The organism is Solirhodobacter olei, assembly GCF_004010155.1.
Classification (GTDB): Bacteria; Pseudomonadota; Alphaproteobacteria; order Rhodobacterales; family Rhodobacteraceae; genus Solirhodobacter; species Solirhodobacter olei.
The window spans coordinates 37,478-60,626 of record NZ_RRYH01000002.1 but is presented as its reverse complement, the minus strand read 5'-3'; the positions used below and the strand labels follow the sequence as shown (position 1 = coordinate 60,626).

Sequence of the window (23,149 nt, the reverse complement as noted above, 5' to 3'; positions counted from 1 at the left end):
AACGCCTGATGTCGGCGGCCAGCCCAACGCCCTCCTCCGCCGCGGCCCGCCCGCGCCGGGCCCTTGCGCCCGGCCTCGGCCGCGCGCTGAAACCCATCGCCGAGGCGCGCGGCTTCGCCCGTGGCATGCTCTGGTCCGGCGCGATCCTCACCGGCGTCTTCGTCTTCATGGGCATCTTCGCGCCCTGGCTCTCGCCCTACCGCTACGACCAGTACCAGCTGAAGGGCGCGGCCTTCCCGCAGCTCGCGCCGCCCTCTGCGCTGCACATCTTCGGCACAAACGTGCAATCCACCGACGTGCTGGCCCAGATCATCTGGGGCGCCCAGACCGAGCTGGAGGTGGTCGCGCTCGCGCTCATCTTCGCGCTGACCATCGGCGTGCCGCTGGGCCTGATCGCGGGCTATTTCGGCGGCATCTTCGACCGGATCCTGGTGCTGATCATGGACGCGATGTACGCGATCCCGCCGCTGCTGCTGGCGCTGGTGATCGCGTTCCTGCTCGGCTCCTCGATCACCTCCGGCATCGTGGTCGCCGCCTGCGCCATCACCATCGTCTACGTGCCGCAGTATTTCCGGGTGCTGCGAAACCACGTGACCTCGGTGCGCGAGGAACCCTATGTCGAGGCCGCACGCGCCATCGGCGCCGGTCCCTTCACCATCCTGCGCAAGTACATCTTCTTCAACGTGATCCAGACCATTCCGGTGCTGGCCACGCTGAACGCCGCCGACGCGATCCTGACGCTGACGGGCCTCGGCTTCCTCGGCTACGGCGTCCAGCCGACGCAGGGCGCCGAATGGGGCTATGACGTCTCCCGCGCCGTGGGCGACGCCGCCTCGGGCATCTGGTGGACGACACTCTTCCCGGGCCTTGCCATCGTGCTGCTGGTCACGGGCCTCACCCTCCTCGGCGAGGGGCTGAACGAGACCATCAACCCGGTCCTGCGCCAGCGCGCCACCACCCACATGAACATGGACGAGGAGGATCCGGCATGACCGAACCCGTCGTCTCCGTCCGCGACCTCCGCGTCTATTACGGCACCCCGCGCGGCCCCGCCCGCGCCGTCGACCGTGTGGCGCTCGACATCGCGCCCGGCGAAACCCTCGGCGTGGTGGGCGAAAGCGGCTCGGGCAAATCCACGCTCGGGCGCGGCATCCTCGGGCTTCTGCCCGAAGGCACCGGGATCGCAGGCGAGGTCCTCTACCAGGGCAGGAACCTCGTCGGCATGTCGAAGGAGGAGCTGCGCCACATGCGCGGCCCCGAGCTCGGCCTGATCTTCCAGGAGCCGATGACGCGGCTCAATCCCCTCCTGCGTATCCAGGAGCATTTCGAGGAGACGCTGCGCCAGCATCACCCGAAGCTCGACCGCGACGAGATCCGCCGCCGCGCGCTGGAGGCGCTCGGCCGCACCGGCATCCCGCCGACCCGCTACAAGCAATACCCGCACGAGTTCTCCGGCGGCATGCGGCAGCGCATCATGATCGCACTGGCGCTGGTGCTGAAGCCGAAGCTCCTGATCGCGGACGAACCCACCACCGCGCTCGACGTGATCGTGGAGGCACAGATCATCCGCCTTCTGGCGGATCTGAAGAAGACCTCCGGCACCGCCGTGATGCTGATCACCCACAACCTCGGCATCGTCGCCGAGGCCTGCGACCGCGTCGCCGTCATGTATGGCGGCAAGATCGTGGAGGAAGGCGACGCCCGAAAGGTCTTCGCCAACCCCGTCCACCCCTATACGCGAGAGCTCTTGCGCTCGACCATCTCGCTCGAGACCAAGAGCCTGCACACCATCCCCGGCGCGCCGCCGAGCCTGATCACCCCGCCCCCGGGCTGCCTGTTCCACCCCCGCTGCCCGGACGCCATGCGCGTCTGCGCGCTGAAGGCGCCCATCGAGCAGCGGCTCGAGGACGGCCGCCGGGTGCAATGCTGGCGCCACGGGCCGGCCGAGGCGATCCCCGACGGGGGCACGGAGCCGCTGGAACGAGAGGAGATCGCGGTTGCCAACGAAGCCTGAATCCGAGGTCATGGACCGCCCTGCCGCCGAAGCTGCCGGCACCGCCGCCCGCGGCTTCATCTCCGTGCGCAACCTCAAGACCTATTTCGAGATCCGCGGCAGCGTCCTCGACCGGCTCACCGGCCGCGACGCCGGCACCGTCAAGGCCGTGGACGACGTCAGCTTCGAGCTGGCCCAGGGCGAGGTCCTCGGCCTCGTGGGCGAAAGCGGCTCGGGCAAGTCCACGCTCGGGCGCACGCTTCTCGGCCTCGCACCGGCGACGGGCGGCAGCGCGACCTTCCAGGGCCGCGAGATCGTGGGAATGGGCGAACGCGACCTGCGCGCGCTCAGGGCGCAGATGCAGATGGTCTTCCAGGACCCGCATGCCGCGCTGAACCCGGCGATGACGATCGAGCAGTCGGTCGGCCACCCGCTGATCATCCACAAGCGCGCGAAGGGCCGAGAGGAGATCCGCCGCCACGTCGCAGCCGCGCTTGACCGCGTCGGGCTTTCGCCGCCGGAGACCTATCTCGACAAGTACCCCAACGACCTCTCCGGCGGGCAGAAGCAGCGCGCGGTGATCGCGCGTGCGATCGTGCTCGACCCGGTGCTTCTGGTCGCGGACGAGCCGGTCTCCATGCTCGACATGTCGGTGCGCTCGAAGATCCTTCAGCTGATGATCGACCTGAAGGACAAGCTGAACCTCACCTATCTCTACATCACCCACGACCTGGCGACGGCGAAGTTCTTCTGCGACCGCATCGCGATCCTCTACCTTGGCCGGATCGTGGAGATCGGCGAGGCCTCGGCGATCTACGAGGCGCCGAAGCACCCCTATACGCGGGCGCTCCTGACCGCGATCCCCGATCCCGACCCGACCCGCGACATTCCCCGCGACCTGCCGCGCGGCGAGATCCCGGACGCGGCCAAGCCTCCCTTCGGCTGCGCCTTCCACCCCCGCTGCCCGATGGCCTTCGCGCCCTGCGGCTGGGAGATCCGCGACCTGCGTGATCTTCTGGAAGCCCGCTGGGCCGGCATGGCCGAAGAGGCCCACCAGGCCGAACGCGCGCTTTTGGGCACCATCGAGGCCCCCGACGCGCCAGAGCCGACCTCGCGCCTGTCCGCCGCCCCCGGTGCCACGGGCGAGGCGCTTCTCGCCCTTCTCGAACGTATCCGAAACGACGATCCGGCCGAACCCTTCTGGACCGGCGTCAAGGCCATGCGCGCGGGCGACGGCTGCGTGGAGATCGACTGGCACCCGCCGGAGCGGCCGGAGCTCCTCGACCTCGGCGCGGCCCATGCCGCCTGCCATCTGCATAACGCAGAGCTTCGGGCGCGCTACGGGAAGGCGGGGTAAAGACGGGCGGGCTCCGGCTCTGGCACAGGGCCGGCAGACGCGGACATCGCGCCCGGACAAGGGTCGCCTCCACTTTCGGCCCCATTTGCTGCCTTCCCCGTTCGGACTTTGAGCGGAAAGCCGGGAACCCCGCAGTATATCGCGGCCCGACCGGCCCGAGGCGCTTCGCGTATCGAAGACCGCCGGCCGGGGCGGTCTCCGATGACGCACCTCCGTGTCGGGCACCCGGAACTGCGCCAATTCGTTGCGATCCGTCACAGCGATCAGATCGGATCCGGGGCAAGGATTCGGCGTAACACGCTTGTCCGCGATCGTTGAGGCCATGCGAAACCGCGTCTTTCGAATTAGCACGTCAGTCTGTCTTTCACTCTCGTTCCTGCAGGCGCCGATTCTGCCCGCCTGGGCGGATCAGCCCGCGAACTGCGATGCGAACGACCCGAGCTGCTGGAAGTACAAGCCGCCTCCGGCCCCGAAAACGCGCGTTCCGTCGCAACGACAGGAACGACAGGTCACGCCCCCGGCCGTCGAGCCCCGGCAGAAGCCGCAGCCACAGATCACGCCGCAGCTTCGGACTGTCCCATCGCCGAAGCCTCCGGCAACAACCGCACCGATCCCCCAGCAGCCACGGCAGCAACCCGTCCCGCAGCCGCGTGTCCTTCCCCAGCAGCGCGTTCAGCCCAGCCCGGTCCCGCAGCAGCAACAGGCACCGCAGCCGGCCCAGCCCCGGCCCCAGCTGACGCCGCGGCCAGCATTGCCTTCGCAACCTTCCGTCCCGTCCCAGCGCGTCCCGACCGTCAGGCCCACCGTCCCGCAGGAGCCGGGCCAGCGGCCGCGTCAGGACCTTGGAAACCGCGAGCAGCTCGCGCCGCAACCGACGCCAGCTCCGCAGCCGAAGAGGGTTCCAGCCCCGCAGCCCAGAACCTCGCCCGCGCCATCCACCCCGCCCTCGGGACCCGTCCCGGGAACGGTGCCGCGCCCGCAGACCACCGGGCCCGTGCCTCCCGCAAGGCTGCCCCCGGCTGGCAGTGGCGCGCCGGCACCCCTGGCCAGCCCGCCGCTCGCCGCACGCCAGACCGACGTGCGCCCCGGCCCCGACACGCATGAGTACACCGTCCCGAAGGGGGGCGTTCCCGGCAGCCGCGACACCCGCAGCCTGCGGGTCTTCGACCGGTCTCGGGACGGGCTGAGTGATTTCGAGAAATTCGGCCTGATCGCTCTTGGCGCCGCGGTGGCGGGCAGCATCCTGTCGAATGGCGTCGAGGTGGTCCAGAATTACGGCGACCAGCTGATCTACCGTGATCAGGACGGCCATTACGGGCTTTATCACGACGACGATGTCCTGCTCCGCCGCCCCGGCGCGCGGGTGACGACAGAGGTCTTCCCGGACGGGTCTGTTCTGACCCGCATCGTGCTGGTGAACCGGATCATCATCATCACGCTCCGGACCCGTTACGGCCGCGTCCTGCGCCGCCACGTCTACTATCCCGACGGCCGCGCATACCTTCTTTTCGACGACACGCGCATCCTGCCTCCGCCCGTCATTGCCATCCTGCCGCCGCGCTCCCCGGTGCATGTCCTTTATACCGAGAACACCGGGCCAGCCCTGCTGCGCGCAGCCTTCGAAGCTCGGCCATTGCAGCCGCCCGGCCGGTACTTCACGCTGGAGCAGGTCCGCTCGATACCCCAGGTGCGCTACCTCGTGCCGGAGGTAGAGATCGCGACGGTGGACTTCCCGTCCGGCTCCGCCGAGGTTCTGCCGGAACAGGCCCGGACGCTGGGAACGCTCGCGCGGGTCATGACCGACATGATTGCAGAGAACCCTTCGGAAGTGTTCCTGATCGAAGGCCATAGCGACGCCGTTGGCGATCCGGCGATCAATCTCGCCCTGTCGCAGGCAAGGGCACAGTCCATGGCCCTGGCCTTGACGGAATATTTCGGCGTCCCGCCGGAAAACCTCGTCGTCAGCGGGTATGGGGAGGGCGATCTGCGTCAACCCACGCAGGGCCCTGATCCGGTGAACCGGCGGATCATTGTGCGCCGCATCACAGCACTGCTGCAGCCGACCGCGCCTTGAGAGGGGCCCATTTCAGCCGTGAGGCTTGACTGGGCTTCCCTCTGTTCTCCTGCCGAACCCGCCCGTCGCATGACATATGTGACCCACAATCCCGGCCGTTTTCGCCGGCCATATCGAACGGTGGCCTGCGGGCGCGCTTCCGGCGTCGGGAAAATGCGCAGGTGTCCGGCGCCGCGCACCCGGAGCAGTTGCCGCTCTCCGCTGCGAATGACATCGTGCCGTGAAACCCCTGCCTGCGAGTCCGCCATGCCGCCGTTGCCTTCGCTATGGGCCTCCACCGCCGAACCGGCGCCGGAAACCCCGCCGCTCGACGGCGAGCACCGGGCCGACGTTGCGGTCATCGGCGCCGGATTTACCGGGCTTGCCTGCGCCCTGCGCCTCGCCGAAGGCGGCGCCGGGGTGATCGTCGTCGACGCGGAGGCGCCGGGGTTCGGCGCCAGCGGGCGAAATGGCGGCCAGGTCATTCCGGGGCTCAAGCTCGATCCCGACGCCCTCGACCGCCTCTATGGCGAGGAGACGACGGATTTCGTCGGCAAAGCCGCTGACACGACATTCGCGCTGATCGCCCGGCTGGGGATCGACTGCGCCGCGCGCCGCGATGGCTGGGTCCAGGCAAGCGTAAAGCGCAGCCACCTTGCCACGCTAGAGGCCAGGGCGTCTGCCTGGGCAAGGCGCGGTGCCGCCGTCGACCTTCTCGACACGGCGGCGATGGCGCGAGCAACCGGAGCCGAGGGCTTTGCCGGTGGCTGGATCGACCGGCGCGCCGGCAGTCTTCATCCGCTGAACTATGCGCGTGGCCTTGCCCGCGCGGCGCAGGCGGCCGGGGCGAGCATCCACGGCGGCAGCCGGGTCACGCGACTGCGGCGGGACGGCAAGACCTGGCGGGCCGAAACGGCCCGTGGATCCATCCTGGCCGAGCAGGTCCTGCTTGCCACCAACGGCTATACGGACGCGCTCTGGCCCGGGCTGCGGGCAACGCTGATCCCGGCCAACAGTTTCCAGATCGCCACGGCGCCCTTGTCCCCGGATGAGCGTGCCGCAGTCCTGCCCGGCGCCGCGGCGCTGTCGGACACCAGGCGGATCGGCAACTATTTCCGGCTAAGCCCCGACGGCCGCTTCATGATCGGGGGGCGTGGCAGCTTCGCCGATCCCTCCGGCCCGGCTGGCTTCGCCCGTCTCGAGGCCGCGATGCACCGCTTTTACCCGAGCCTCTCCGCCACGCCGATCGCGTACCGCTGGGCCGGCCGCGTGGCGATGACGCCAGACCATCTGCCGCACCTTCATCGGCTGGCGCCGGGTCTGATCGCCTTGCTTGGCTACAACGGTCGCGGCGTCGCGCTGTCGACCGCGCTCGGCGCCGCAGTTGGGGCACACCTCATCGACTCCGCTGCACCTCTGCCGTTTCCCTTCGCATCGGTGGCGCCCATGGCGGCCCATCGGCTGCATCCGGTCTATGCCTCTGCGGCGATCTGGTATTACCGGCTGCGGGATGCGCTGGAGACTTGAGCAGCGATCAACTGTCGCGCCCTGCTGGCCGACCGGACGGCGGGGTTGTCGGGTTTGTTATCGGATAACAGCGCGCTGCTATTGAACGACGCAGGGCGCTGGCTTAGCGACGGCCCCAGGTTCTGAAGGCGGACGACCGCCCGTAATCAACCCAAGAGGTCAAACGATGTCCCCGTATCAAAAACGCGGAAATGCTGCTCTGTTCGGACTGGCGCTGGTCGCGACGGTTGCGATGGGCGCGCTTCCCCACCCGGCCTACGCCGAGCACGGACAGGTCACCCGGGGCGTGCTGTTGGGATTGGCCGCCGGATATGTGGGCAGCCAGATCCTGAACCACAAGAACACGCCCGCCGGCTCGACGGCCCAACCCGTCATCACGCCGCCTCCCGCCGCCGCACCCACCTATTCGGCACCGGCCTATTCCGCCAATTCGCCCGACAGCATCGTCTTCAGGAATGAAGACAGGCAGGTCCGCATGGCGATCCAGTACCATCTGATGCAGGACGGCTTTTACCGTGGCTCGATCGACGGGATCTGGGGTCCCGCCACTGAAAGCGCCGTCTATCAATACGCGAACGCTCACAACGAGGTTGGCAACCTGGTATCAAAGGCAGCGTCGCGCCAGGTGTTTGCGGACATCCTGAATTCGCACCCGGCGACGAATACGAACGGCGGCTAATTCCCAGCCGCCCGACCATCTGCCTTGGTTGCCCGGACCTGCGGCCGGCGCGAGCGTCGGCCGTCCGGGTTCTGCCGAAGACAACCCCGCCTCCGGCAGACTCCACGTGGCCCGGCCAGCGCGTGATGGCGTCCCGTTCACTCTGAGGTCAGCTCGTCACGCAGCGCCTCCTGCAGCGGCAGCGGCGCCAGGTTGGCGATATTGCGTGCCACCTCCCGGCTCACCGCCTGTCGCAGCTTCGGCGGCAGCGCCGCACGCCAAAGCCCCAGCATCTCTGGTGCCGCAACGACAACGAGCCGGTCGAATGCCCCGGCAGAATGCGCCTTCTCGACCATCTCGATAATACGATCCACGAAGGCCCGCTCCGCCTCGCGTTGGGGATCGCTTGGGCTGACCATCGCCGAGCGGCGGCCACCGCTGCCGATCGAGAAACTCCGCCCCGGCTTGTCGGCCATGATCTCGCCCGGCCTTTGCGGATGGGCCTCGATGGCCTGTTCGTGCGGGGCCGGGCTTCTGGGGGCCGCGAGCCCTTCAATCAGCCGCGCGTGCGCGGCATTCATGACCAGTATCCATTCGCTTGGTTTGCGCATGACGGTGCCTCCGTTCCTTCATGGCGGAACCTGCGCCAAGGCTCGGGCAGCGGCGTTGACAGTGATCAATTGGCCGGTGCGGCCGCTGGGCGGGGGTGCATCGGACGGCAGAAACCGACAGCTGGGTCAGGACCCCTGCGCCCCCGGGACACTTACGGACAGAAGAAAAGCCCCCAGGGCACGCATTCATTGCGCACCTTTTTCCTATCGCTTGGGCGAGGGCTTCCCCGTGTGCTTCCTCAGCCGCGAGGGCGTGTGGAACTTGCGTTCCTTGAACGGATTCTTGTCGCCCTGGCTGCGGAAGGTCATCCGGATCGGTGTCCCCGGCAGGTCGAAATCCGTTCGCAGCCCGTTGACGAGGTAGCGCCGGTAGCTCGCCGGCAGATCCTCGGGATGCGAGCACATGACGATGAAGCCCGGCGGCCGCGTCTTCACCTGGGTCATGTAGCGCAGCCGGATTCGCCGACCGCCCGGCGCCGGCGGCGGGTGCGCCTCGGTCATCGCCGAAAGCCACTGGTTCAGCTTCGCCGTGCCGATCCGCCGGTTCCAGGTGGTATAGGCCTGCAGGATCGCATCGTGCAGCCGGTCGAGCCCACGCCCGGTCAGCGCCGAAACGGTGACCAGCGGCGCGCCGCGCAGCTGCGGCAGGAGCTTCTCGAACATCGTCTTCAGCTCGGCCAGCTTGCCCTGCCGGTCTTCCTCGAGGTCCCACTTGTTCACCGCGACGACCACGGCACGGCCCTCGGTCTCGGCGAAATCGGCGATGCGGAGGTCCTGCGTCTCGAAGGGCGTGTCGACGTCCAGCAGGACCACCACCACCTCGGCGAACCGGACCGCGCGAAGGCCGTCCGCTACGGATAATTTCTCAATTTTGTCCGTAACTTTCGCGCGCTTCCTCATCCCCGCCGTGTCGAAGATCCTGACCGGCGTGCCGCCCCAGTCGGCGGCAAGCGAGATCGCGTCGCGGGTGATCCCGGCTTCCGGCCCGGTCAGCAGCCGGTCCTCGCCGACGATCCGGTTGATCAGCGTCGACTTGCCGGCGTTCGGCCGCCCGATCACTGCGATCTGCAGCGGCTTGGCGCGGGTCGGCTGCGGCACCGCCGCCTCCTCGCCGTCCTCGTCCTCTTCGCCAATGGCCACATCGACCTCCGGCGCCATCTCGGGGTCGAGCCGGGCCTTCTCGGCGAATTCATCGGCCAGCGGCTGCAGCGTGCGGTAAAGGTCGTCCATCCCCTCGCCATGCTCGGCCGACATCCGCACCGGATCGCCGAGGCCAAGCCCGAAGGCCTCCAGCGCGCCGGCTTCGGCTGCCTGCCCCTCGGCCTTGTTCACGCCGAGGATCACATGTGCATTCTTGCGCCTTAGAATATCAGCGAAAACTTCGTCGGCCGCCGTCACCCCGGCGCGCCCGTCGATCAGGAACAGGCAGACATCCGCCATCTCCACCGCCCGCTCGGTCAGCTTGCGCATCCGGCCCGGCAGGCTTTCGTCGGTGGCCTCTTCCAGCCCCGCGGTGTCGATCACGGTGAAACGGAGGTCCGCCAGCCGCGCCTCGCCCTCGCGCAGGTCGCGCGTCACCCCGGGCCGGTCGTCGACCAGCGCCAGCCGGCGGCCCACCAGCCGGTTGAACAGCGTCGACTTGCCCACATTGGGGCGTCCGACGATGGCAAGGGTAAAGCTCATGGACCTCTCCGGAACCGCGAAAGCGCCCGGTTACACCCTTCGGGCCTCAGCGGAAAGCCCGAAGTTTCCCGTCCGTGGTGACGACATAGAGCGTGCGCCCGGCCACCACCGGCTCGCTCGCCGCCCCCGCCGGCATCGACACGGAGGACAGCTCCCGCCCGTTCACCGGGTCGAAGCTCAGAATCCGCCCGTTGCCGGAGGCCACGATCAGCCGCCCGCCGGCCAGGATCGGACCGTAATCGGGATAGATGTCGCGGCGGTTCTTCTCGCGCCGCACCGGCACGTAATAGGGCAGCTGCACCGACCAGATCGGATCGCCCGTCGCCGCGTCGAGCCGCTTCAGCTTCGCCTCGTCCGAGATCAGGAAGACCGAGCCGCCCGCCGGCCAGACCGGGCTCACCACGCCCTCGCGCGCGCTCCAGATCCGGTTGCCGGAGTTGATGTCGAGCGCCATCACCCCGCCAGAGGCGTTGCCGACAAAGACCGTTCCGCCGTCGACCACCGGATCGCCGGTGATGTCGGTGAAGGAGGCATAGCCCTGCCCCAGCCGCCGCCCGGCGATCGTGGTGGCCCAGATCTGCGCCCCGCCCGGCTTCAGCGCGCCGACGAGCTGTCCCGAGGGGAAGGGCAGCAGCGCCCAGCGGGGCGAAAGCGCCGGACCGGCCGCGCCCGGAACCGCGGTCACCGTCTCCGTCCCGTCAAGCTGCCAGCGGATCTTGCCGTTGCTCGCCGCGATCGCCCAGGCGGTCGAGCCGCGGGTGATGACATAGACGATACCGTTCTCGACCGTGGGCGTGCCGCTGATCGCGGAATGGAACTTCTGGCGCCAGTCCACGTGGCCGGTCGCCGGATCGACGGCCAGCAGCTCTCCGAATCCCGTGGCGACGAAAAGCTTGCCCGCGCCATAGGCCAGCCCGCCGCCGGTGGCGGCATCGGCCCGGTCGCCGGCCGGCGTCAGGTCCGCGCTCCACAGCCGCTTGCCCTCGGTAGAGGTGGCTGTGACGGTGCTGCGGCTGTCGATGGTGAAGATCCGCCCGCCGGCGACGACCGGCTCCGCGGTGATCTTGTGGCGGCGGTCGTTCGCCTTGCCGATCGGCGCCTCCCAGGCCTGGGTGAGGCTGGTGGCAAGCGCAAGCGGCGGCAGGCGATGCGTCGGCCCGCCCATGCGCTGCGGCCAGTCGGCGTTGGCCACGCCCGCGGACAGCCGGATCGGCAGCGCGCGGTTCTTCGGCGTCAGCTGCGGCTGCGGCGCGTTCGGCTTGTCGGCATCCTTCATCACCTGGTCGAGCGGCGTGCGCGCGGGAAAGCGCGGGCCTTTCAGGATAAGCGGCTTGGGCCCGCAGGAGGCGAGCGCCATGAGGCAGGCCGACAGTCCCAGCACAGCGATCTTGCGTTTCACGTCCCTGCCCTTCCTCTCCCGCCCGGCATTCTGCGGCCAGGCCCCGGCCAGCCTTCGTCCCCGGACCGCCTCATTTCCCGGCTGGGTTGCCCCCCAGGGCGACAATCATCTCAGTCGCCCGCCGACGCAAGCCCGCGGTGTTGTCGGGCTCCTGCAAAAGCTCCTTGAACGCCTTCAGGGCCCCGGCCTTGTCGCCGGCCTTGACCTTCATCAGCGCCAGCTGCTCCAGCGCCAGCGGCCGATAGGGCCGGCCGGCCTGGGCGAGGCTTTCCAGCGCGGTCTTGCGCTGCGCCGCGGGCATGCTGTCGCCCGCGATCAGCACGCGCTTCAGCTCGGCCAGGTCGCGGAAGGTCTGCGGGGCAGAGGCGTCGTTCGCCACCTTGTCGAGCGCGGCGAGCGCGGCCTTGGTGTCCTTGGCCTCCACCGCGGCGGACGCGACGAGGAAATCGAGCACGTCGGCGCGGTCGCCACTGGCCTTGATCGCCTCCAGCGCCGTGACGCGCTTGGCGGGGTCGGAGACGGCCTGGGCGGTGCTCACGGCATCGCCGAAGCGGCGCGCGGCCAGGTCGTTCTGGGCCTTGACCCATTCGCGGTAGCCGGTGGTGCCGACGATCAGCAGGATGGCGAGGATGGCGATCCAGCCGTATTTCTTGAACAGAGCGAAAAGCCGGTCGCGGCGGACCTCTTCGGTCACCTCTTCGATGAAGCTGTCACTCTCGCTCATGGGCCTTCTTTCGTCTGTCGCCGGCCGCCGGGGCGCCCCGGCAGGTCCGGCCCGTCTTACACGCAAGCCCGCGGCCTTGCCAAGCCCCGCCCCGGGCCCTTCCCGCCTGCCGCTTCGTCTTTGCCCAAATACGCCCTTCGGCCCGAAACAGCGCCGCGCGCACCCCACCGGGCCGGCGCCCGCTCCTCCCCCTCGCCCTCAACCCGTTTCTACTTGACCTTGCGCCCCCGCCTGTCAAAACGGGCGCCACGATCCGCTGCCCGCCCGGCCATCCCCCCGCGGCCGGCTTCGCGGCACCCGAGCCCCGACCGAGCCCCGACCAAACGAGCCCCGACCGAGCGCATGAGCACCGCGACGCTGACCATCGACCTCGACGCCATCGCCGAGAACTGGCGGGCCCTCGACCGGTTGACAGACCAGGCGACCCAGACCGGTGCGGTCGTCAAGGCCGACGCCTATGGCCTCGGCGCAGGCCGCGTCGCCCGCGCGCTTGCCCGCGCCGGCGCGCGCCGCTTCTTCGTCGCCCTCGCCGAGGAAGGCGCGGAGGTCCGCCAGGCCCTCGGCCCCGGTCCGCAGATCTGCATCTTCTCCGGCCACATGGCGGGCGACACCGAGATGATCGGCGATCTCGACCTGACGCCGATGCTGAACTCGCTCGACCAGATGACCCGGCATCTGGAGGCGCTGCCCGACCATCCCTTCGGCATCCAGCTCGACACCGGCATGAACCGGCTGGGGATGGAGCCCGACGAATGGGCCGCCGTGGCCGAGATCGTGCTGCCGCTGAAGCCGGAACTGCTGATGTCGCATCTCGCCTGCGCCGACGAGCCGGGCCACCCGATGAACGCCCGGCAGCTGGCGAACTTCCACGCCATGACCGACGGCACCAACGTGCCCCGCTCGCTCTCGGCCACAGGCGGGATCCTGCTGGGCCCGCAGTATCACTTCGACCTGACCCGCCCCGGCATCGGGCTTTACGGCGGCATGCCCTTCGCCGCCGCCCGCCCGGTGCTGCGGCTGACGCTGCCGGTCGTGCAGACCCGTATGCTGGAGCCGGGCGAAAGCGTCGGCTACGGCTGCACCTGGACGGCGGAGCATCCCGCCAGCATCGCCACCGTCTCCGCCGGCTATGCCGACGGGATCCTGCGCGCGCTCTCGGGCCGCGCCACGCTCTGGGCGGGAGAGACGCCCTGCCCCGTCGCCGGCCGCATCTCGATGGACCTGATCACCGTCGACGTCACCCATCTTGACGAGCCGCCGCGCGAGCTGGACCTGATCTGCCCGGAACAGACCATCGACGCCCTGGCATCGGAGGCAGGCACCATAGGATACGAGATACTCACCTCCCTCGGCCCGCGCTACACGCGCCGCTACGGCGGAGCGCAGGCGTGATCCTGACCCGCCCCCTCTCCATCACCGGGCGGCTGACGCTGGGCTTCCTCGCCGGCATCGGCCGGGCCACGCTCTTCGCCGCCTCGACCGTCGCGAACCTCGTCCGCCCGCCCTTCTACTGGCGCGAGTTCCTGACGGCTCTGATGCAGGTCGGCTACTTCTCCCTGCCCGTGGTCGGCATGACGGCCTTCTTCACCGGCGGCGCGCTGGCGCTGCAGATCTATTCCGGCGGCGCGCGCTTCAATGCCGAGTCGGTCGTCCCCTCCATCGTCGCCATCGGCATGGCGCGCGAGCTGGGGCCGGTTCTGGGCGGGCTGATGGTCGCCGCCCGCGTCGCCTCCTCCATCGCGGCCGAGATCGGCACCATGAAGGTGACCGAGCAGATCGACGCGCTGGTGACCCTCTCGACCAACCCGATGAAATACCTCACCGTGCCGCGCGTGCTGGCCGGCACGATCGCCGTGCCGATCCTCGTCGCGGTGGGCGACGCGATCGGCATCTTCGGGGGTTATGTCGTCGGCGTGAACCGCCTCGGCTTCAACTCGTCGGCCTACCTGAAGAACACCATCGACTACCTGCAGACCTGGGACGTGACCTCCGGCCTCATCAAGGGCGCGGTCTTCGGCTTCCTCGTCACCCTGATGGGCTGCTACTACGGCATGAACTCCGGCCGCGGCGCCCAGGGGGTGGGTACCGCCACCAAGGCGGCCGTGGTCGCCGCATCGATCCTGATCCTCGCCTCCAACTACCTGCTCACAACCCTGTTTTTCGCGCAATGATCACGCTGAGCGATGTCCATAAGTCCTTCGGGGCCAACAAGGTCCTCCAGGGGGTGAACCTCACCATCCCGACGGGCGAGAGCATGGTGATCATCGGCGGCTCCGGCACCGGCAAGTCTGTGCTGCTGAAATGCATCCTCGGCCTCGTCACGCCCGAACGCGGCAGGATCGAGATCGACGGCGAGGACGTGACCCGCGCCGACCGCGACGCCTTCCTGGCCCGCTTCGGCATGCTCTTCCAGGGCGCCGCGCTCTTCGATTCGCTGACCGTCTGGCAGAACGTCGCCTTCCGCCTGCTGCGCGGCGCCCAGAAGCGCCCCAAGGCCGAGGCGCGCGAGGTCGCGATCGAGAAGCTCCGCCGCGTCGGCCTCAAGCCCGAGGTGGCCGACCTCTTCCCGGCCGAGCTTTCCGGCGGCATGCAGAAGCGCGTCGGCCTCGCCCGCGCCATCGCCGCCGAGCCCGAGATCATCTTCTTCGACGAGCCGACGACCGGCCTCGACCCGATCATGGCCGGCGTCATCAACGCCCTGATCCGCGAGATCGTGGTGGAGATGGGCGTGACCGCGATGACCATCACCCATGACATGACCTCGGTCCGCGCCATCGCCGACCGCGTGGCAATGCTGCATGGCGGTCTGGTGCGCTGGACCGGGCCGGTTGGAGAAATGGACGCCTCGTCAGACCCTTACCTAGACCAGTTCATCCACGGCCGGGCCGAGGGCCCGATCGAATCCGTCCGCTAGTCCCGGGGCCGCCGTCCCCGCGGCGGGACAAATGATCACGGCGGCGTGATTTTCGCTTGCCTTCCAGTGCTGGAAGCCAGGCAGAAGACGGGCCGTATCGCGCCCCAGGGCGCCCGTTCAAACCGGATGATTCATGCCCAGAACCGCCGCCGCGGGCCTCGTGCTCGCCAGCCTTGCCGCCACCGCCACAGCCCTTGCCCTGGGGGCCGCCGATCCCACCGCCTCGCGGGCCGAGACCGCACGCGGCGCGCCCATCGTCAGCGTCACCCCGCCGGAGGGCCTCGGCGACATGGCCAGGACCGGCCAGCGCATCTTCGCGGCGACCTGCGCCGCCTGCCACGGGCCGGATGCGGGCGGGCGCGAGGGCATTGGGCCGCCGCTCATCCATCCCTACTACCGCCCCGGCCATCATGGCGACGCGGCCTTCCTGCGCGCGGTGCGCTACGGGGTGCGGGCGCATCACTGGCGCTTCGGCGACATGCCGCCGGTGCCCGGGCTGACCGACGGCGACGTGAAGATGATCGTGGCCTATATCCGCGCCGTGCAGCAGGCCAACGGCATCCAATAGGCGGCGTTGCGCGTCGGGGGCGTTTCGGCCAGAAGAGGCCATGACCCGTCTGCTGCGCATCGCCAACCTGGCGCTTCTCGTCCTGTTCCCGGTCTCCTGGTACGCGCCGCTGCTGCGCGCCGGGCTGCTGCCGCTTTTCGGACTGCACGAGATCTCGGTGCTGACCGGCCTGCGATCGCTCTGGCGCACGGATATCGCGCTGGCGCTGCTGGTGACGGTGCTGGCGATCGTCGCGCCGTACCTCAAGACCATCGGCCTCGCCCTGATCCACGCGCGGCTCCTCTCGCCCCGCGTCCTGCCCGCGATGCACCTGCTCGGGCGCCTCGCCATGGCCGACGTCTTCCTGATCGCGCTTTACATCGTCGTGGTGAAGGGCGCCGGCATGGCGCGGATCGAGACCGCCTGGGGCCTCTACCTCTTCACCGGCTGCATCCTCGCCTCGATGCTCATCGCGCTGGCAACACCGAAGCGCTGACCCCTGCCGCGCCTCCCGGGCCGAAATACTCCCTTCGGCCCGAAACAGCGGTGCGCAGCGCCGCCGGGCCAGCGCCCGTCCGCCCCCAAGGGCGGGCGCTACTGGTGCCTCGCCGCCCCGGCAACCCGAAGGGGTTCTTTAAGCCATAAACGGACAGACCCCGCCTGCCGCGAGCGCCAACCCGCGGACGGCCACTGCCCCTGCTCACCGCGCAACACCCAACGTTCCGAAATACGGTACAGTTACGGTGCGAAAGCGGTGCCAAACCAGTGCTGAATCGGCACCCCGTTTTTCCTCTCCACGCCAGCCACTTGCCCGCCTCTCCTCACGCAATGCCCCGCCACGACCCGTCGACCCATTAACCCCGCCTTAACCCTCTGCGCCGCTTGCCCCCGCCGCGCCGCTCGGGCATCAAGGGCCATGGCCAAGCCGATGCTCTTCTCCTGCACCGCCTGCGGCGCCGCCCATTCGAAATGGGCCGGCCGCTGCGACGCCTGCGGCGCCTGGAACACCATCGTCGAGGAGGCGCCGCTCTCCGCCGGCCCCGGGGCCCGCGCGCTGACCGCCAAGGGCCGCTCCATCCCGCTCGGCACGCTCGCCACCAGCGACGCGCCCCCGCCCCGCACCGCCTCGGCCCTCAGCGAATTCGACCGCACGCTGGGCGGCGGCCTCGTCGAGGGCTCCGCCATCCTCGTCGGCGGCGATCCCGGCATCGGCAAGTCGACGCTTCTGCTGCAGGCCGCCGCCGCCTTCGCCCGTGCGGGGCTCAGCTGCCTCTACCTCTCGGGCGAGGAAGCCTCCGCCCAGATCCGCATGCGCGCGCAGCGCCTCGGGCTGTCGGATGCGCCGGTAAGGCTCGGAACCGAAACCAATCTTCGCGACATCCTGACCACGCTCGACGCAGAGCGCCCCGACCTCGCCGTGATCGATTCGATCCAGACGCTCTGGTCCGACACGGTCGAAAGCGCGCCGGGATCCGTCTCCCAGGTCCGCGCCTCCGCGCACGAATTGGTGAGCTTCGCCAAGCGCCGGGGCACCTCCGTCATCCTGGTCGGCCATGTCACCAAGGAGGGCCAGATCGCCGGCCCGCGCGTGGTCGAACACATGGTCGACACCGTCCTCTACTTCGAGGGCGAACGCGGCCACCAGTTCCGCATCCTGCGCGCGGTGAAGAACCGCTTCGGCGCCGCCGACGAGATCGGCGTCTTCGAGATGACCGGCGCCGGCCTCGCCGAGGTTCACAACCCCTCGGCGCTGTTCCTCTCCGAACGCGGCCAGGCCAGCCCCGGCTCGGCTGTTTTCGCAGGCATCGAAGGCACGCGGCCGGTGCTGACCGAGATCCAGGCCCTCGTCACCCCCTCCACCCTCGGCACGCCGCGCCGCACGGTCGTCGGGCTCGATAGCGGCCGGCTCTCCACCATCCTCGCCGTGCTCGAGGCCCGCTGCGCCGTCCCCTTCGCCGGGCTCGACGTTTTCCTGAACGTCGCCGGGGGGATGAAGGTCACCGAACCCGCCGCCGACCTGGCCGTGGCCGCAGCCCTGCTCTCGGCCCGCGAAGATGTTGCACTTCCGCCAGAATGCGTGGTTTTCGGCGAAATCTCTCTCTCCGGCGCGCTTCGTCCGGTGGGCCAGACCGAAAACAGGTTGAAAGAAGCGCGAAAACTTGGTTTCACCACAGCCATCGCGCCCGCACGGTCGAAGATCGGCGGTGGCGAGGGAATGAGGCTGCGCGAGATGGCCGACCTCACCGCCTTCGTGGGTGACATGTTCGGCGCGGGCTAGACCCGGAGGGAGTGCGGATGCAGGGTTTCACCATAGTCGACGGGGGTGTCGCCGTCGTCATCCTCCTCTCCGCGATCCTGGCCTATTCCCGAGGCTTCGTACGAGAGCTTCTGGCCATCGGCGGCTGGATCGTCGCCGCAATCGTGGCCTATACCTTCGCCCATCAGGCCGAGCCGCTGATCAGGGAGGTCCCGGTTCTGGGATCGTTCCTGAAGGGGTCCTGCGAGCTGTCGATCATCGCCGCCTTCACCGCGGTCTTCGCCGTCGGGCTGATCGTGATGAGCTTCTTCACCCCGCTCTTCGCCTCGATCGTGCGCAACTCGATCTTCGGCGGCATGGACCAGGGGCTCGGCTTCATCTTCGGCGCGCTGCGCGGACTCATCCTGGTCGCGGCGGCCTTCCTCGTCTACCAGCGCACCATGGCCTCCGAGCAGATCGCAGCGGTCGCCAAAAGCCGCTCCGCCGCGATCTTCGCCCAGTTCGAAAGCCAGATCACCGCCCAGATCCCGGCCGACGCGCCTGCCTGGATCGTGGCGCGCTACGAGAACCTCGTGGGCAATTGCGGTGCCCCGGCCGGCGGCGGCGTGACCACCGGCACCACGCCCCCGGCGGCGAGCACCAACGTCGCCCCGGTCGCCCCGGTCGCACCGTCGACCAACGGTGCGACGACCGGCGGCACCAGCGGTGCGACCACGGGTGGCACCACTGGCGGTACCAGCGGCTCGGTCACCGGCAACTGACCCGCGCCGGGACCGCCATGGCCCGGCAATCGCCTGAGGTGTGAGGCGTAAGCCTCGTCTCCCCCGTCCAAAGAAGTCGCCCGCCCCTGAAGGGGACGGGCGTCGGGCCGAACGTCCCGCCGGATGACTTACTGCTTCGCCACGAAGGCGCCGGTTTCCACGAAGGTCCCGGCAGAGGTGGTGTGGTTGATCTGCACCGCGCCCACGGCCTCGTTCCCGGTCGCGCCGCCGAACTCGCCGGTAAAGATCCCCTGCGAGGTCGTGTCGGTGAAGGTCGTCGCCGCACCGCCGGTCGCCGTCCCCTTGAAGAAGCCGTTGCCGTCGATCGCGCCACCAGAGAGCGACAGATCCCCCAGCGTCGCCGTCGGCGTCGAGGTGTCGGCATTGCCATAGAAGTTGCGGTTGGTGATCGAGCCGTTCACCGTCGCCGCCCCGAAGTCGGCCTGCAGGGCGACCGAACCGCTGACCGCGCCGTTGCCGTTCAGGTTGCCGCTCTGGTCGGTGATGATCCCGCCATAGGCGCCGGAGTAGCTTGCCGTGCCGCTCGACGGGATATTGGCAGAGCCGTTGCGATGGAATTCCACCCCGGCGACCTGCGAGCCGTTGTCGGTGACCGATCCGAAGCCTGCCCAGAGCGCCCCGGACGCGCTCGCGTCGCGCCAGTAGAAGCTGTTCGATCCGTCGGTATAGGCGTGGAAATCTCCCAGATCGACCTTGGTGTCGCGCGTCAGGTTGGTGCCGTTGCTCAGGCTGATCGAATCGTTGGTGCTGTCATATGTCACCGTCGGCAGGCTCTTGCCGCTTGGCAACGTCTCGATGCTCGTCCGCGTCGCCGCGGGCGTGCTGCCGCCCCCACCACAAGCGGCCAGGGCAAAGACCGTCATCATACTCAGAACACCCGGGCCGAAACGGCCGGTCAGTCGCGGAACTAGCATTTATTTCCCCTCACTTCTCCAGAAGGCTCCCGCACAGGCCCGCACGTCCGGCCGCTTCCGGGCCAGTTCTCCGCGCATAGCTCCGCCTGCATGAGAAGCACCGTCCAACTCCCATTCCCGACTAGGCATTTCCGGCGAAGGCGGCACGCAGCGATGCCCCCGCAAAAGGGAGTAGAACCCGCCCGCGGGGGGCCCGCATTGATTTTCCACAACGGATCGGGATCATCTCACGGCCGCTTGCGCGCCTTTCGATGCGATAGTTTCGTGACAGCCGGGGCCGAACGCACTACATGGTCGGGCGAAACCTCCTCTGGATTCGGAGCCCCTCCGACGATGCCAGCACAGCTGCCGCGCCACCCCTTCGAGCCGCTCGACGACAAGCTGAAGGAGGAATGCGGAATATTCGGCGTCCTCGGCGTTGCCGACGCGGCGAATTTCGTAGCCCTGGGCCTGCACGCCCTTCAGCATCGCGGACAGGAGGCCGGCGGTATCGTCACCTTTGATCCCGAGAGCGGCTTCAACTCCGCCCGCCGCTTCGGCTACGTCCGCGACAACTTCACCAAGGCCGACGTGATGGCGACGCTGCCCGGCTCGATCGCCATCGGCCACGTGCGCTACTCCACCGCCGGTTCCAAGGGATCCACCGCGATCCGGGACGTGCAGCCCTTCTTTGGCGAGTTCGCCATGGGCGGCTGTGCGGTGGCCCATAACGGCAATATCACCAACGCCAACCAGCTCCGCCGCGACCTGATCGAGCGTGGCTCGATCTTCCAGTCGAACTCAGACAGCGAATGCATCATCCACCTGATGGCCCGCTCGATGCAGCGCACCATCCCGGAACGGATGAAGGATGCGCTGCGCATGGTCGAGGGCGCCTTCTCGGTCGTGGCGATGACCCGCACCAAGCTCATCGGCGTGCGCGACGCGCTCGGCGTCCGCCCGCTGGTCCTTGGAAAGATCGGCCCGCGCGAGGCCGAGGGCGGCTGGTGCCTCGCCTCCGAGACCTGCGCGCTCGACATCATCGGGGCGGAGTTCATCCGCGAGGTCGAGCCCGGCGAGATGGTCGTCATCGACAGCCGCGGCCTCGAGAGCTTCCACCCGTTCGAACGGGCCGCCTCGCGCTTCTGCATCTTCGAGCATGTCTACTTCTCGCGCCCCGATTCGATCCTCGGCGGCCGCTCGGTCTACGAGACGCGCCGCCAGATCGGGGTCGAGCTTGCCAAGGAAGCGCCGGTGGAGGCGGATCTGGTCTGCCCGGTACCCGACAGCGGCACCCCCGCGGCGATCGGCTACTCGCAGCAATCGGGCATCCCCTACGCGATGGGGATCATCCGCAACCAGTACATGGGCCGCACCTTCATCGAGCCGACGGAGCAGATCCGCAACATGGGGGTCCGGCTGAAGCTCAACGTCAACCGGGCGCTGATCCGCGGCAAGAGGGTGATCCTCGTTGACGATTCGGTCGTCCGCGGCACCACCTCGATCAAGATCCGCGAGATGATCATGGAAGCCGGCGCGGCCGAGGTGCATTTCCGCATCGCTTCGCCGCCGACCGCCTGGCCCTGCTTCTACGGCGTCGACACGCCGGAGCGGGCGAAGCTGCTCGCCGCGACCATGACCGAGGACGAGATGCGCGATTTCATCGGCGTCGACAGCCTGAAGTTCATCTCGCTCGACGGGCTCTACCGCGCCGTGGGCGAGGCCAAGGGCCGCAATGCCCGCAGCCCGAAATACTGCGACGCCTGCTTCTCCGGCGAATATCCCGTGGCGCCTGCCGACATGATCGAGCGGGGATTCACGATGAAGGCGGCCGAGTAACCGGCCGCCTCCCTTCCTTCTGCGGGTGGAACCGGGCCCGAAGGCCCGGCCCGGTGCGGCGTTACCGCGCCGCCCCCTCGCGCTGCTTCACCGCGAATTCCTCCTCCGGTGAAAAGACCAGCGTGTTGCGGCCGTAGACGGCGAAATAGATGATCGCCAGCGCGTACCAGATCGCCACGCCGATCACCCCCTGCCGGTAGAGCGGGTCGGTCAGCTGGAAGATGATGGTGACGATCGCGATGATCGCCGTCAGGCCGGCGCCGAGCCGGCCGAACGGGCTGCGATAGGGCCGCTCGATATTCGGGAACCGGCTTCTCAGCCGCAGGAAGGTCAGCGCCTGCAGCAGGTAGGAGAACATCGCCCCGAAGACGGCCATGTTCAGCAGCGTTCCCCCGATGAAAGTGCCCGCGGCCTGGCCGCCCTCGGCGAACCAGGTGATCAGCATCACCAGGAAGCCGACCACAGCCCCGGCGTAAAGCGCCACGTTCGGGGTCTTGTGCTCGCCATGCGTGACGGACAGGAAATGCGGGAAATACCCCGCCCGGCTCAGCGAGTAGATCTGCCGCCCGAAGGCGAAGATGATCGAGTGGAAGCTCGCCACCAGCCCCGCCACCGCGAAGAGCGCCAGCAGTTTTGCCCAGCCCGCGCCGTAGATCGCCGCGAAGCCGTCGAGGATCGGCTGGCCCGAGGAGCCATAGCCGAAGGCGCCGCCCGGGATGCCGGGGTTGATGATCAGGACGAGGAAGCCCAGCCCGATCAGCGTGAACATCCCCAGCATGATTCCCTTCGGCATGTCGCGCTTGGGATCGACCGACTCCTCAGACGCCAGCGGCAACTGCTCGATGGCGAGGAAAAGCCAGACCGCGAAGGGAAGCCCCGCAAAGATCCCCTTCACGCCCAGCGGCAGGAAGGATCCGCCGCCGCCCTTCAACTCCACCGCGTTGCCCTTGGCATCCGCGCCCACGTTCATCGCCCATCTGGCGAAGTCGAACTGGCCGGAGAACAGCGCCGAGAGAAGGAAGAAGACGAGGATGGCGATGGCGATCAGGGTGACGATGACGGTCACCTTGAAGGACAGCTCCACGCCCCGCGCGTTGAGGCCGACGAAGATCACGTAGCCCACCAGCCACCAGACGGGCTGCAACGCATCCGGCGTGCCGGTGATCTGCGTCATGTAGGTGCCGATGAAATAGACGACGACCGCCGGCGTCAGCACGTATTCGATGTTCTCGGCGATCCCGGTGATGAAGCCGCCCCAGGGCCCGAAGGCGGTGCGGGCGAAGGAATAGGCGCCGCCGGTATGGGGCAGCGCGGGGGACATCTCGGCAATCGAATAGGTCAGCCCGAGATACATGATCGCGATGATCACCGTGGCGATGAACATGCCGCCCCAGCCGCCCACGGCGAAGCCGAGGTTCCAGCCCGAGAAGTCGCCCGAGATGACCGCGCCCACCCCGAGCGCCCAGAGCGAGAAGACGCCGGCATGGCGTTTCAGCACCCGCTGCTCGAAATAATCGGCGCCGGGGATGTGGTAGCTCACGCCCCCCTCGTGCCGCTTGTTGGTGTCAGCCATCGGCACGCCCTCCCCGTTCGCGCGCCGGCCCGCCGGCGAAGTTCGAAGTCCTTCCGCTGTCCCTAGGCATGTTTGCCCCTTTCTTTGCTCGTTGTGCTTGTCGCTCGTGCTTGGTCTCTCCGTCTGCGAACCGGCAGAGGCCGAATGCGGCCCCTCCTGCGGTCATTTCCAGCGAAAGCTCCGGTTCTCGCGCCCCCGCCGGCCTGAAACGGGCAGGTTCCCACGGCATGATCCGCGCGCCCGGCCCTGCGGACATGCTACATCACGGCCCCCGTGAACGCCTACGGCGAAGATTCACCCCCCGCGTGCAGCCCCGCGCCCCGCCTCTCGCGCCCCGAA

19 protein-coding genes and 1 pseudogene are annotated in these 23,149 nt (G+C 68.7%); 14 read left to right on the top strand and 6 right to left on the bottom strand.

Annotated elements, in window-relative coordinates; genetic code table 11:
• Window positions 1-8: 8 nt before the first annotated feature.
• The 6 genes from EIP85_RS00305 to EIP85_RS00280 all read left to right on the top strand — a co-directional run bounded on the left by EIP85_RS00305 (window position 9) and on the right by EIP85_RS00280 (window position 7,609).
• Window positions 9-992, top strand: coding sequence for an ABC transporter permease (locus tag EIP85_RS00305; RefSeq protein WP_127900140.1), 984 nt, complete (start codon window positions 9-11; stop codon window positions 990-992).
• Window positions 989-2,014, top strand: a complete 1,026-nt coding sequence (locus tag EIP85_RS00300; protein ID WP_127900139.1) for an ABC transporter ATP-binding protein — start codon at window positions 989-991, stop codon at window positions 2,012-2,014. Before EIP85_RS00305 ends, EIP85_RS00300 begins: the two co-directional genes overlap by 4 nt.
• Entirely contained in the window at window positions 1,998-3,350 is a 1,353-nt protein-coding gene (locus EIP85_RS00295; protein WP_127900138.1) for an ABC transporter ATP-binding protein, read from the top strand. The genes EIP85_RS00300 and EIP85_RS00295 overlap by 17 nt, the downstream gene beginning before the upstream one ends.
• A 994-nt stretch (window positions 3,351-4,344) precedes the next feature.
• A complete protein-coding gene (locus EIP85_RS00290; protein ID WP_164871607.1) occupies window positions 4,345-5,424 on the top strand; it encodes an OmpA family protein in 1,080 nt (359 codons plus the stop codon).
• A gap of 246 nt (window positions 5,425-5,670) precedes the next feature.
• Complete coding sequence (locus EIP85_RS00285; protein WP_127900136.1) at window positions 5,671-6,930, top strand: NAD(P)/FAD-dependent oxidoreductase; 1,260 nt, start codon at window positions 5,671-5,673, stop codon at window positions 6,928-6,930.
• Between the two features lie 166 nt (window positions 6,931-7,096).
• Window positions 7,097-7,609, top strand: coding sequence for a peptidoglycan-binding domain-containing protein (locus EIP85_RS00280; protein WP_127900135.1), 513 nt, complete (start codon window positions 7,097-7,099; stop codon window positions 7,607-7,609).
• Window positions 7,610-7,746: 137 nt separating this feature from the next.
• Here EIP85_RS00280 and EIP85_RS00275 read toward each other — a convergent pair whose 3' ends face one another.
• The 4 genes from EIP85_RS00275 to EIP85_RS00260 all read right to left on the bottom strand — a co-directional run bounded on the left by EIP85_RS00275 (window position 7,747) and on the right by EIP85_RS00260 (window position 12,005).
• Window positions 7,747-8,199 carry a host attachment protein gene (locus EIP85_RS00275; protein WP_127900134.1) on the bottom strand — a complete coding sequence of 151 codons (453 nt, stop codon included), beginning with the start codon at window positions 8,197-8,199 and terminating at the stop codon, window positions 7,747-7,749.
• A 204-nt stretch (window positions 8,200-8,403) separates the two neighbouring features.
• A complete protein-coding gene (gene der, locus EIP85_RS00270; RefSeq protein WP_127900133.1) occupies window positions 8,404-9,882 on the bottom strand; it encodes a ribosome biogenesis GTPase Der in 1,479 nt (492 codons plus the stop codon).
• Window positions 9,883-9,928: 46 nt separating this feature from the next.
• A complete protein-coding gene (locus EIP85_RS00265; RefSeq protein ID WP_241559845.1) occupies window positions 9,929-11,281 on the bottom strand; it encodes an outer membrane protein assembly factor BamB family protein in 1,353 nt (450 codons plus the stop codon).
• Window positions 11,282-11,351: 70 nt separating this feature from the next.
• Window positions 11,352-12,005, bottom strand: coding sequence for a tetratricopeptide repeat protein (locus EIP85_RS00260; RefSeq protein ID WP_127900132.1), 654 nt, complete (start codon window positions 12,003-12,005; stop codon window positions 11,352-11,354).
• A 342-nt stretch (window positions 12,006-12,347) separates the two neighbouring features.
• Between EIP85_RS00260 and alr the strand changes: the two genes are divergently transcribed.
• The 7 genes and pseudogenes from alr to EIP85_RS00225 all read left to right on the top strand — a co-directional run.
• A complete protein-coding gene (gene alr, locus EIP85_RS00255) occupies window positions 12,348-13,397 on the top strand; it encodes an alanine racemase (protein WP_127900131.1) in 1,050 nt (349 codons plus the stop codon).
• Complete coding sequence (locus tag EIP85_RS00250; RefSeq protein WP_422067197.1) at window positions 13,394-14,176, top strand: MlaE family ABC transporter permease; 783 nt, start codon at window positions 13,394-13,396, stop codon at window positions 14,174-14,176. Before alr ends, EIP85_RS00250 begins: the two co-directional genes overlap by 4 nt.
• A complete protein-coding gene (locus EIP85_RS00245) occupies window positions 14,173-14,919 on the top strand; it encodes an ABC transporter ATP-binding protein (protein WP_127900130.1) in 747 nt (248 codons plus the stop codon). The genes EIP85_RS00250 and EIP85_RS00245 overlap by 4 nt, the downstream gene beginning before the upstream one ends.
• 133 nt (window positions 14,920-15,052) lie before the next feature.
• A complete protein-coding gene (locus EIP85_RS00240) occupies window positions 15,053-15,487 on the top strand; it encodes a c-type cytochrome (RefSeq protein WP_127900129.1) in 435 nt (144 codons plus the stop codon).
• Between the two features lie 49 nt (window positions 15,488-15,536).
• Window positions 15,537-15,962 carry a paraquat-inducible protein A gene (locus EIP85_RS00235; RefSeq protein WP_127900501.1) on the top strand — a complete coding sequence of 142 codons (426 nt, stop codon included), beginning with the start codon at window positions 15,537-15,539 and terminating at the stop codon, window positions 15,960-15,962.
• A gap of 420 nt (window positions 15,963-16,382) precedes the next feature.
• Window positions 16,383-17,744 carry a DNA repair protein RadA gene (gene radA, locus EIP85_RS00230; protein ID WP_127900128.1) on the top strand — a complete coding sequence of 454 codons (1,362 nt, stop codon included), beginning with the start codon at window positions 16,383-16,385 and terminating at the stop codon, window positions 17,742-17,744.
• A gap of 17 nt (window positions 17,745-17,761) precedes the next feature.
• Window positions 17,762-18,364, top strand: a pseudogene (locus EIP85_RS00225) (CvpA family protein); the annotation flags it as partial.
• A gap of 248 nt (window positions 18,365-18,612) precedes the next feature.
• On the opposite strand, the gene EIP85_RS00220 reads toward EIP85_RS00225, so the two are convergent.
• Window positions 18,613-19,419 carry a transferrin-binding protein-like solute binding protein gene (locus EIP85_RS00220; RefSeq protein ID WP_127900126.1) on the bottom strand — a complete coding sequence of 269 codons (807 nt, stop codon included), beginning with the start codon at window positions 19,417-19,419 and terminating at the stop codon, window positions 18,613-18,615.
• 333 nt (window positions 19,420-19,752) lie between these two features.
• On the opposite strand from EIP85_RS00220, the gene purF reads away from it, so the two are divergent.
• Window positions 19,753-21,237, top strand: a complete 1,485-nt coding sequence (gene purF, locus EIP85_RS00215) for an amidophosphoribosyltransferase (protein ID WP_127900125.1) — start codon at window positions 19,753-19,755, stop codon at window positions 21,235-21,237.
• Between the two features lie 61 nt (window positions 21,238-21,298).
• On the opposite strand, the gene EIP85_RS00210 is transcribed toward purF, so the two are convergent.
• Window positions 21,299-22,810, bottom strand: a complete 1,512-nt coding sequence (locus EIP85_RS00210; RefSeq protein WP_127900124.1) for an amino acid permease — start codon at window positions 22,808-22,810, stop codon at window positions 21,299-21,301.
• Between the last annotated feature and the right edge of the window lie 339 nt (window positions 22,811-23,149).

Coding starts and splice junctions, on each gene's coding strand:
- EIP85_RS00305 (WP_127900140.1), top strand. CDS start 9: ATGTCGGCGGCCAGCCCAACGCCCTCCTCCGCCGCGGCCCGCCCGCGC.
- der (WP_127900133.1), bottom strand. CDS start 9,882: ATGAGCTTTACCCTTGCCATCGTCGGACGCCCCAATGTGGGCAAGTCG.
- EIP85_RS00210 (WP_127900124.1), bottom strand. CDS start 22,810: ATGGCTGACACCAACAAGCGGCACGAGGGGGGCGTGAGCTACCACATC.
- EIP85_RS00285 (WP_127900136.1), top strand. CDS start 5,671: ATGCCGCCGTTGCCTTCGCTATGGGCCTCCACCGCCGAACCGGCGCCG.
- alr (WP_127900131.1), top strand. CDS start 12,348: ATGAGCACCGCGACGCTGACCATCGACCTCGACGCCATCGCCGAGAAC.
- EIP85_RS00275 (WP_127900134.1), bottom strand. CDS start 8,199: ATGCGCAAACCAAGCGAATGGATACTGGTCATGAATGCCGCGCACGCG.
- EIP85_RS00280 (WP_127900135.1), top strand. CDS start 7,097: ATGTCCCCGTATCAAAAACGCGGAAATGCTGCTCTGTTCGGACTGGCG.
- EIP85_RS00245 (WP_127900130.1), top strand. CDS start 14,173: ATGATCACGCTGAGCGATGTCCATAAGTCCTTCGGGGCCAACAAGGTC.
- purF (WP_127900125.1), top strand. CDS start 19,753: ATGCCAGCACAGCTGCCGCGCCACCCCTTCGAGCCGCTCGACGACAAG.
- radA (WP_127900128.1), top strand. CDS start 16,383: ATGGCCAAGCCGATGCTCTTCTCCTGCACCGCCTGCGGCGCCGCCCAT.
- EIP85_RS00300 (WP_127900139.1), top strand. CDS start 989: ATGACCGAACCCGTCGTCTCCGTCCGCGACCTCCGCGTCTATTACGGC.
- EIP85_RS00220 (WP_127900126.1), bottom strand. CDS start 19,419: ATGCTAGTTCCGCGACTGACCGGCCGTTTCGGCCCGGGTGTTCTGAGT.
- EIP85_RS00240 (WP_127900129.1), top strand. CDS start 15,053: ATGCCCAGAACCGCCGCCGCGGGCCTCGTGCTCGCCAGCCTTGCCGCC.
- EIP85_RS00260 (WP_127900132.1), bottom strand. CDS start 12,005: ATGAGCGAGAGTGACAGCTTCATCGAAGAGGTGACCGAAGAGGTCCGC.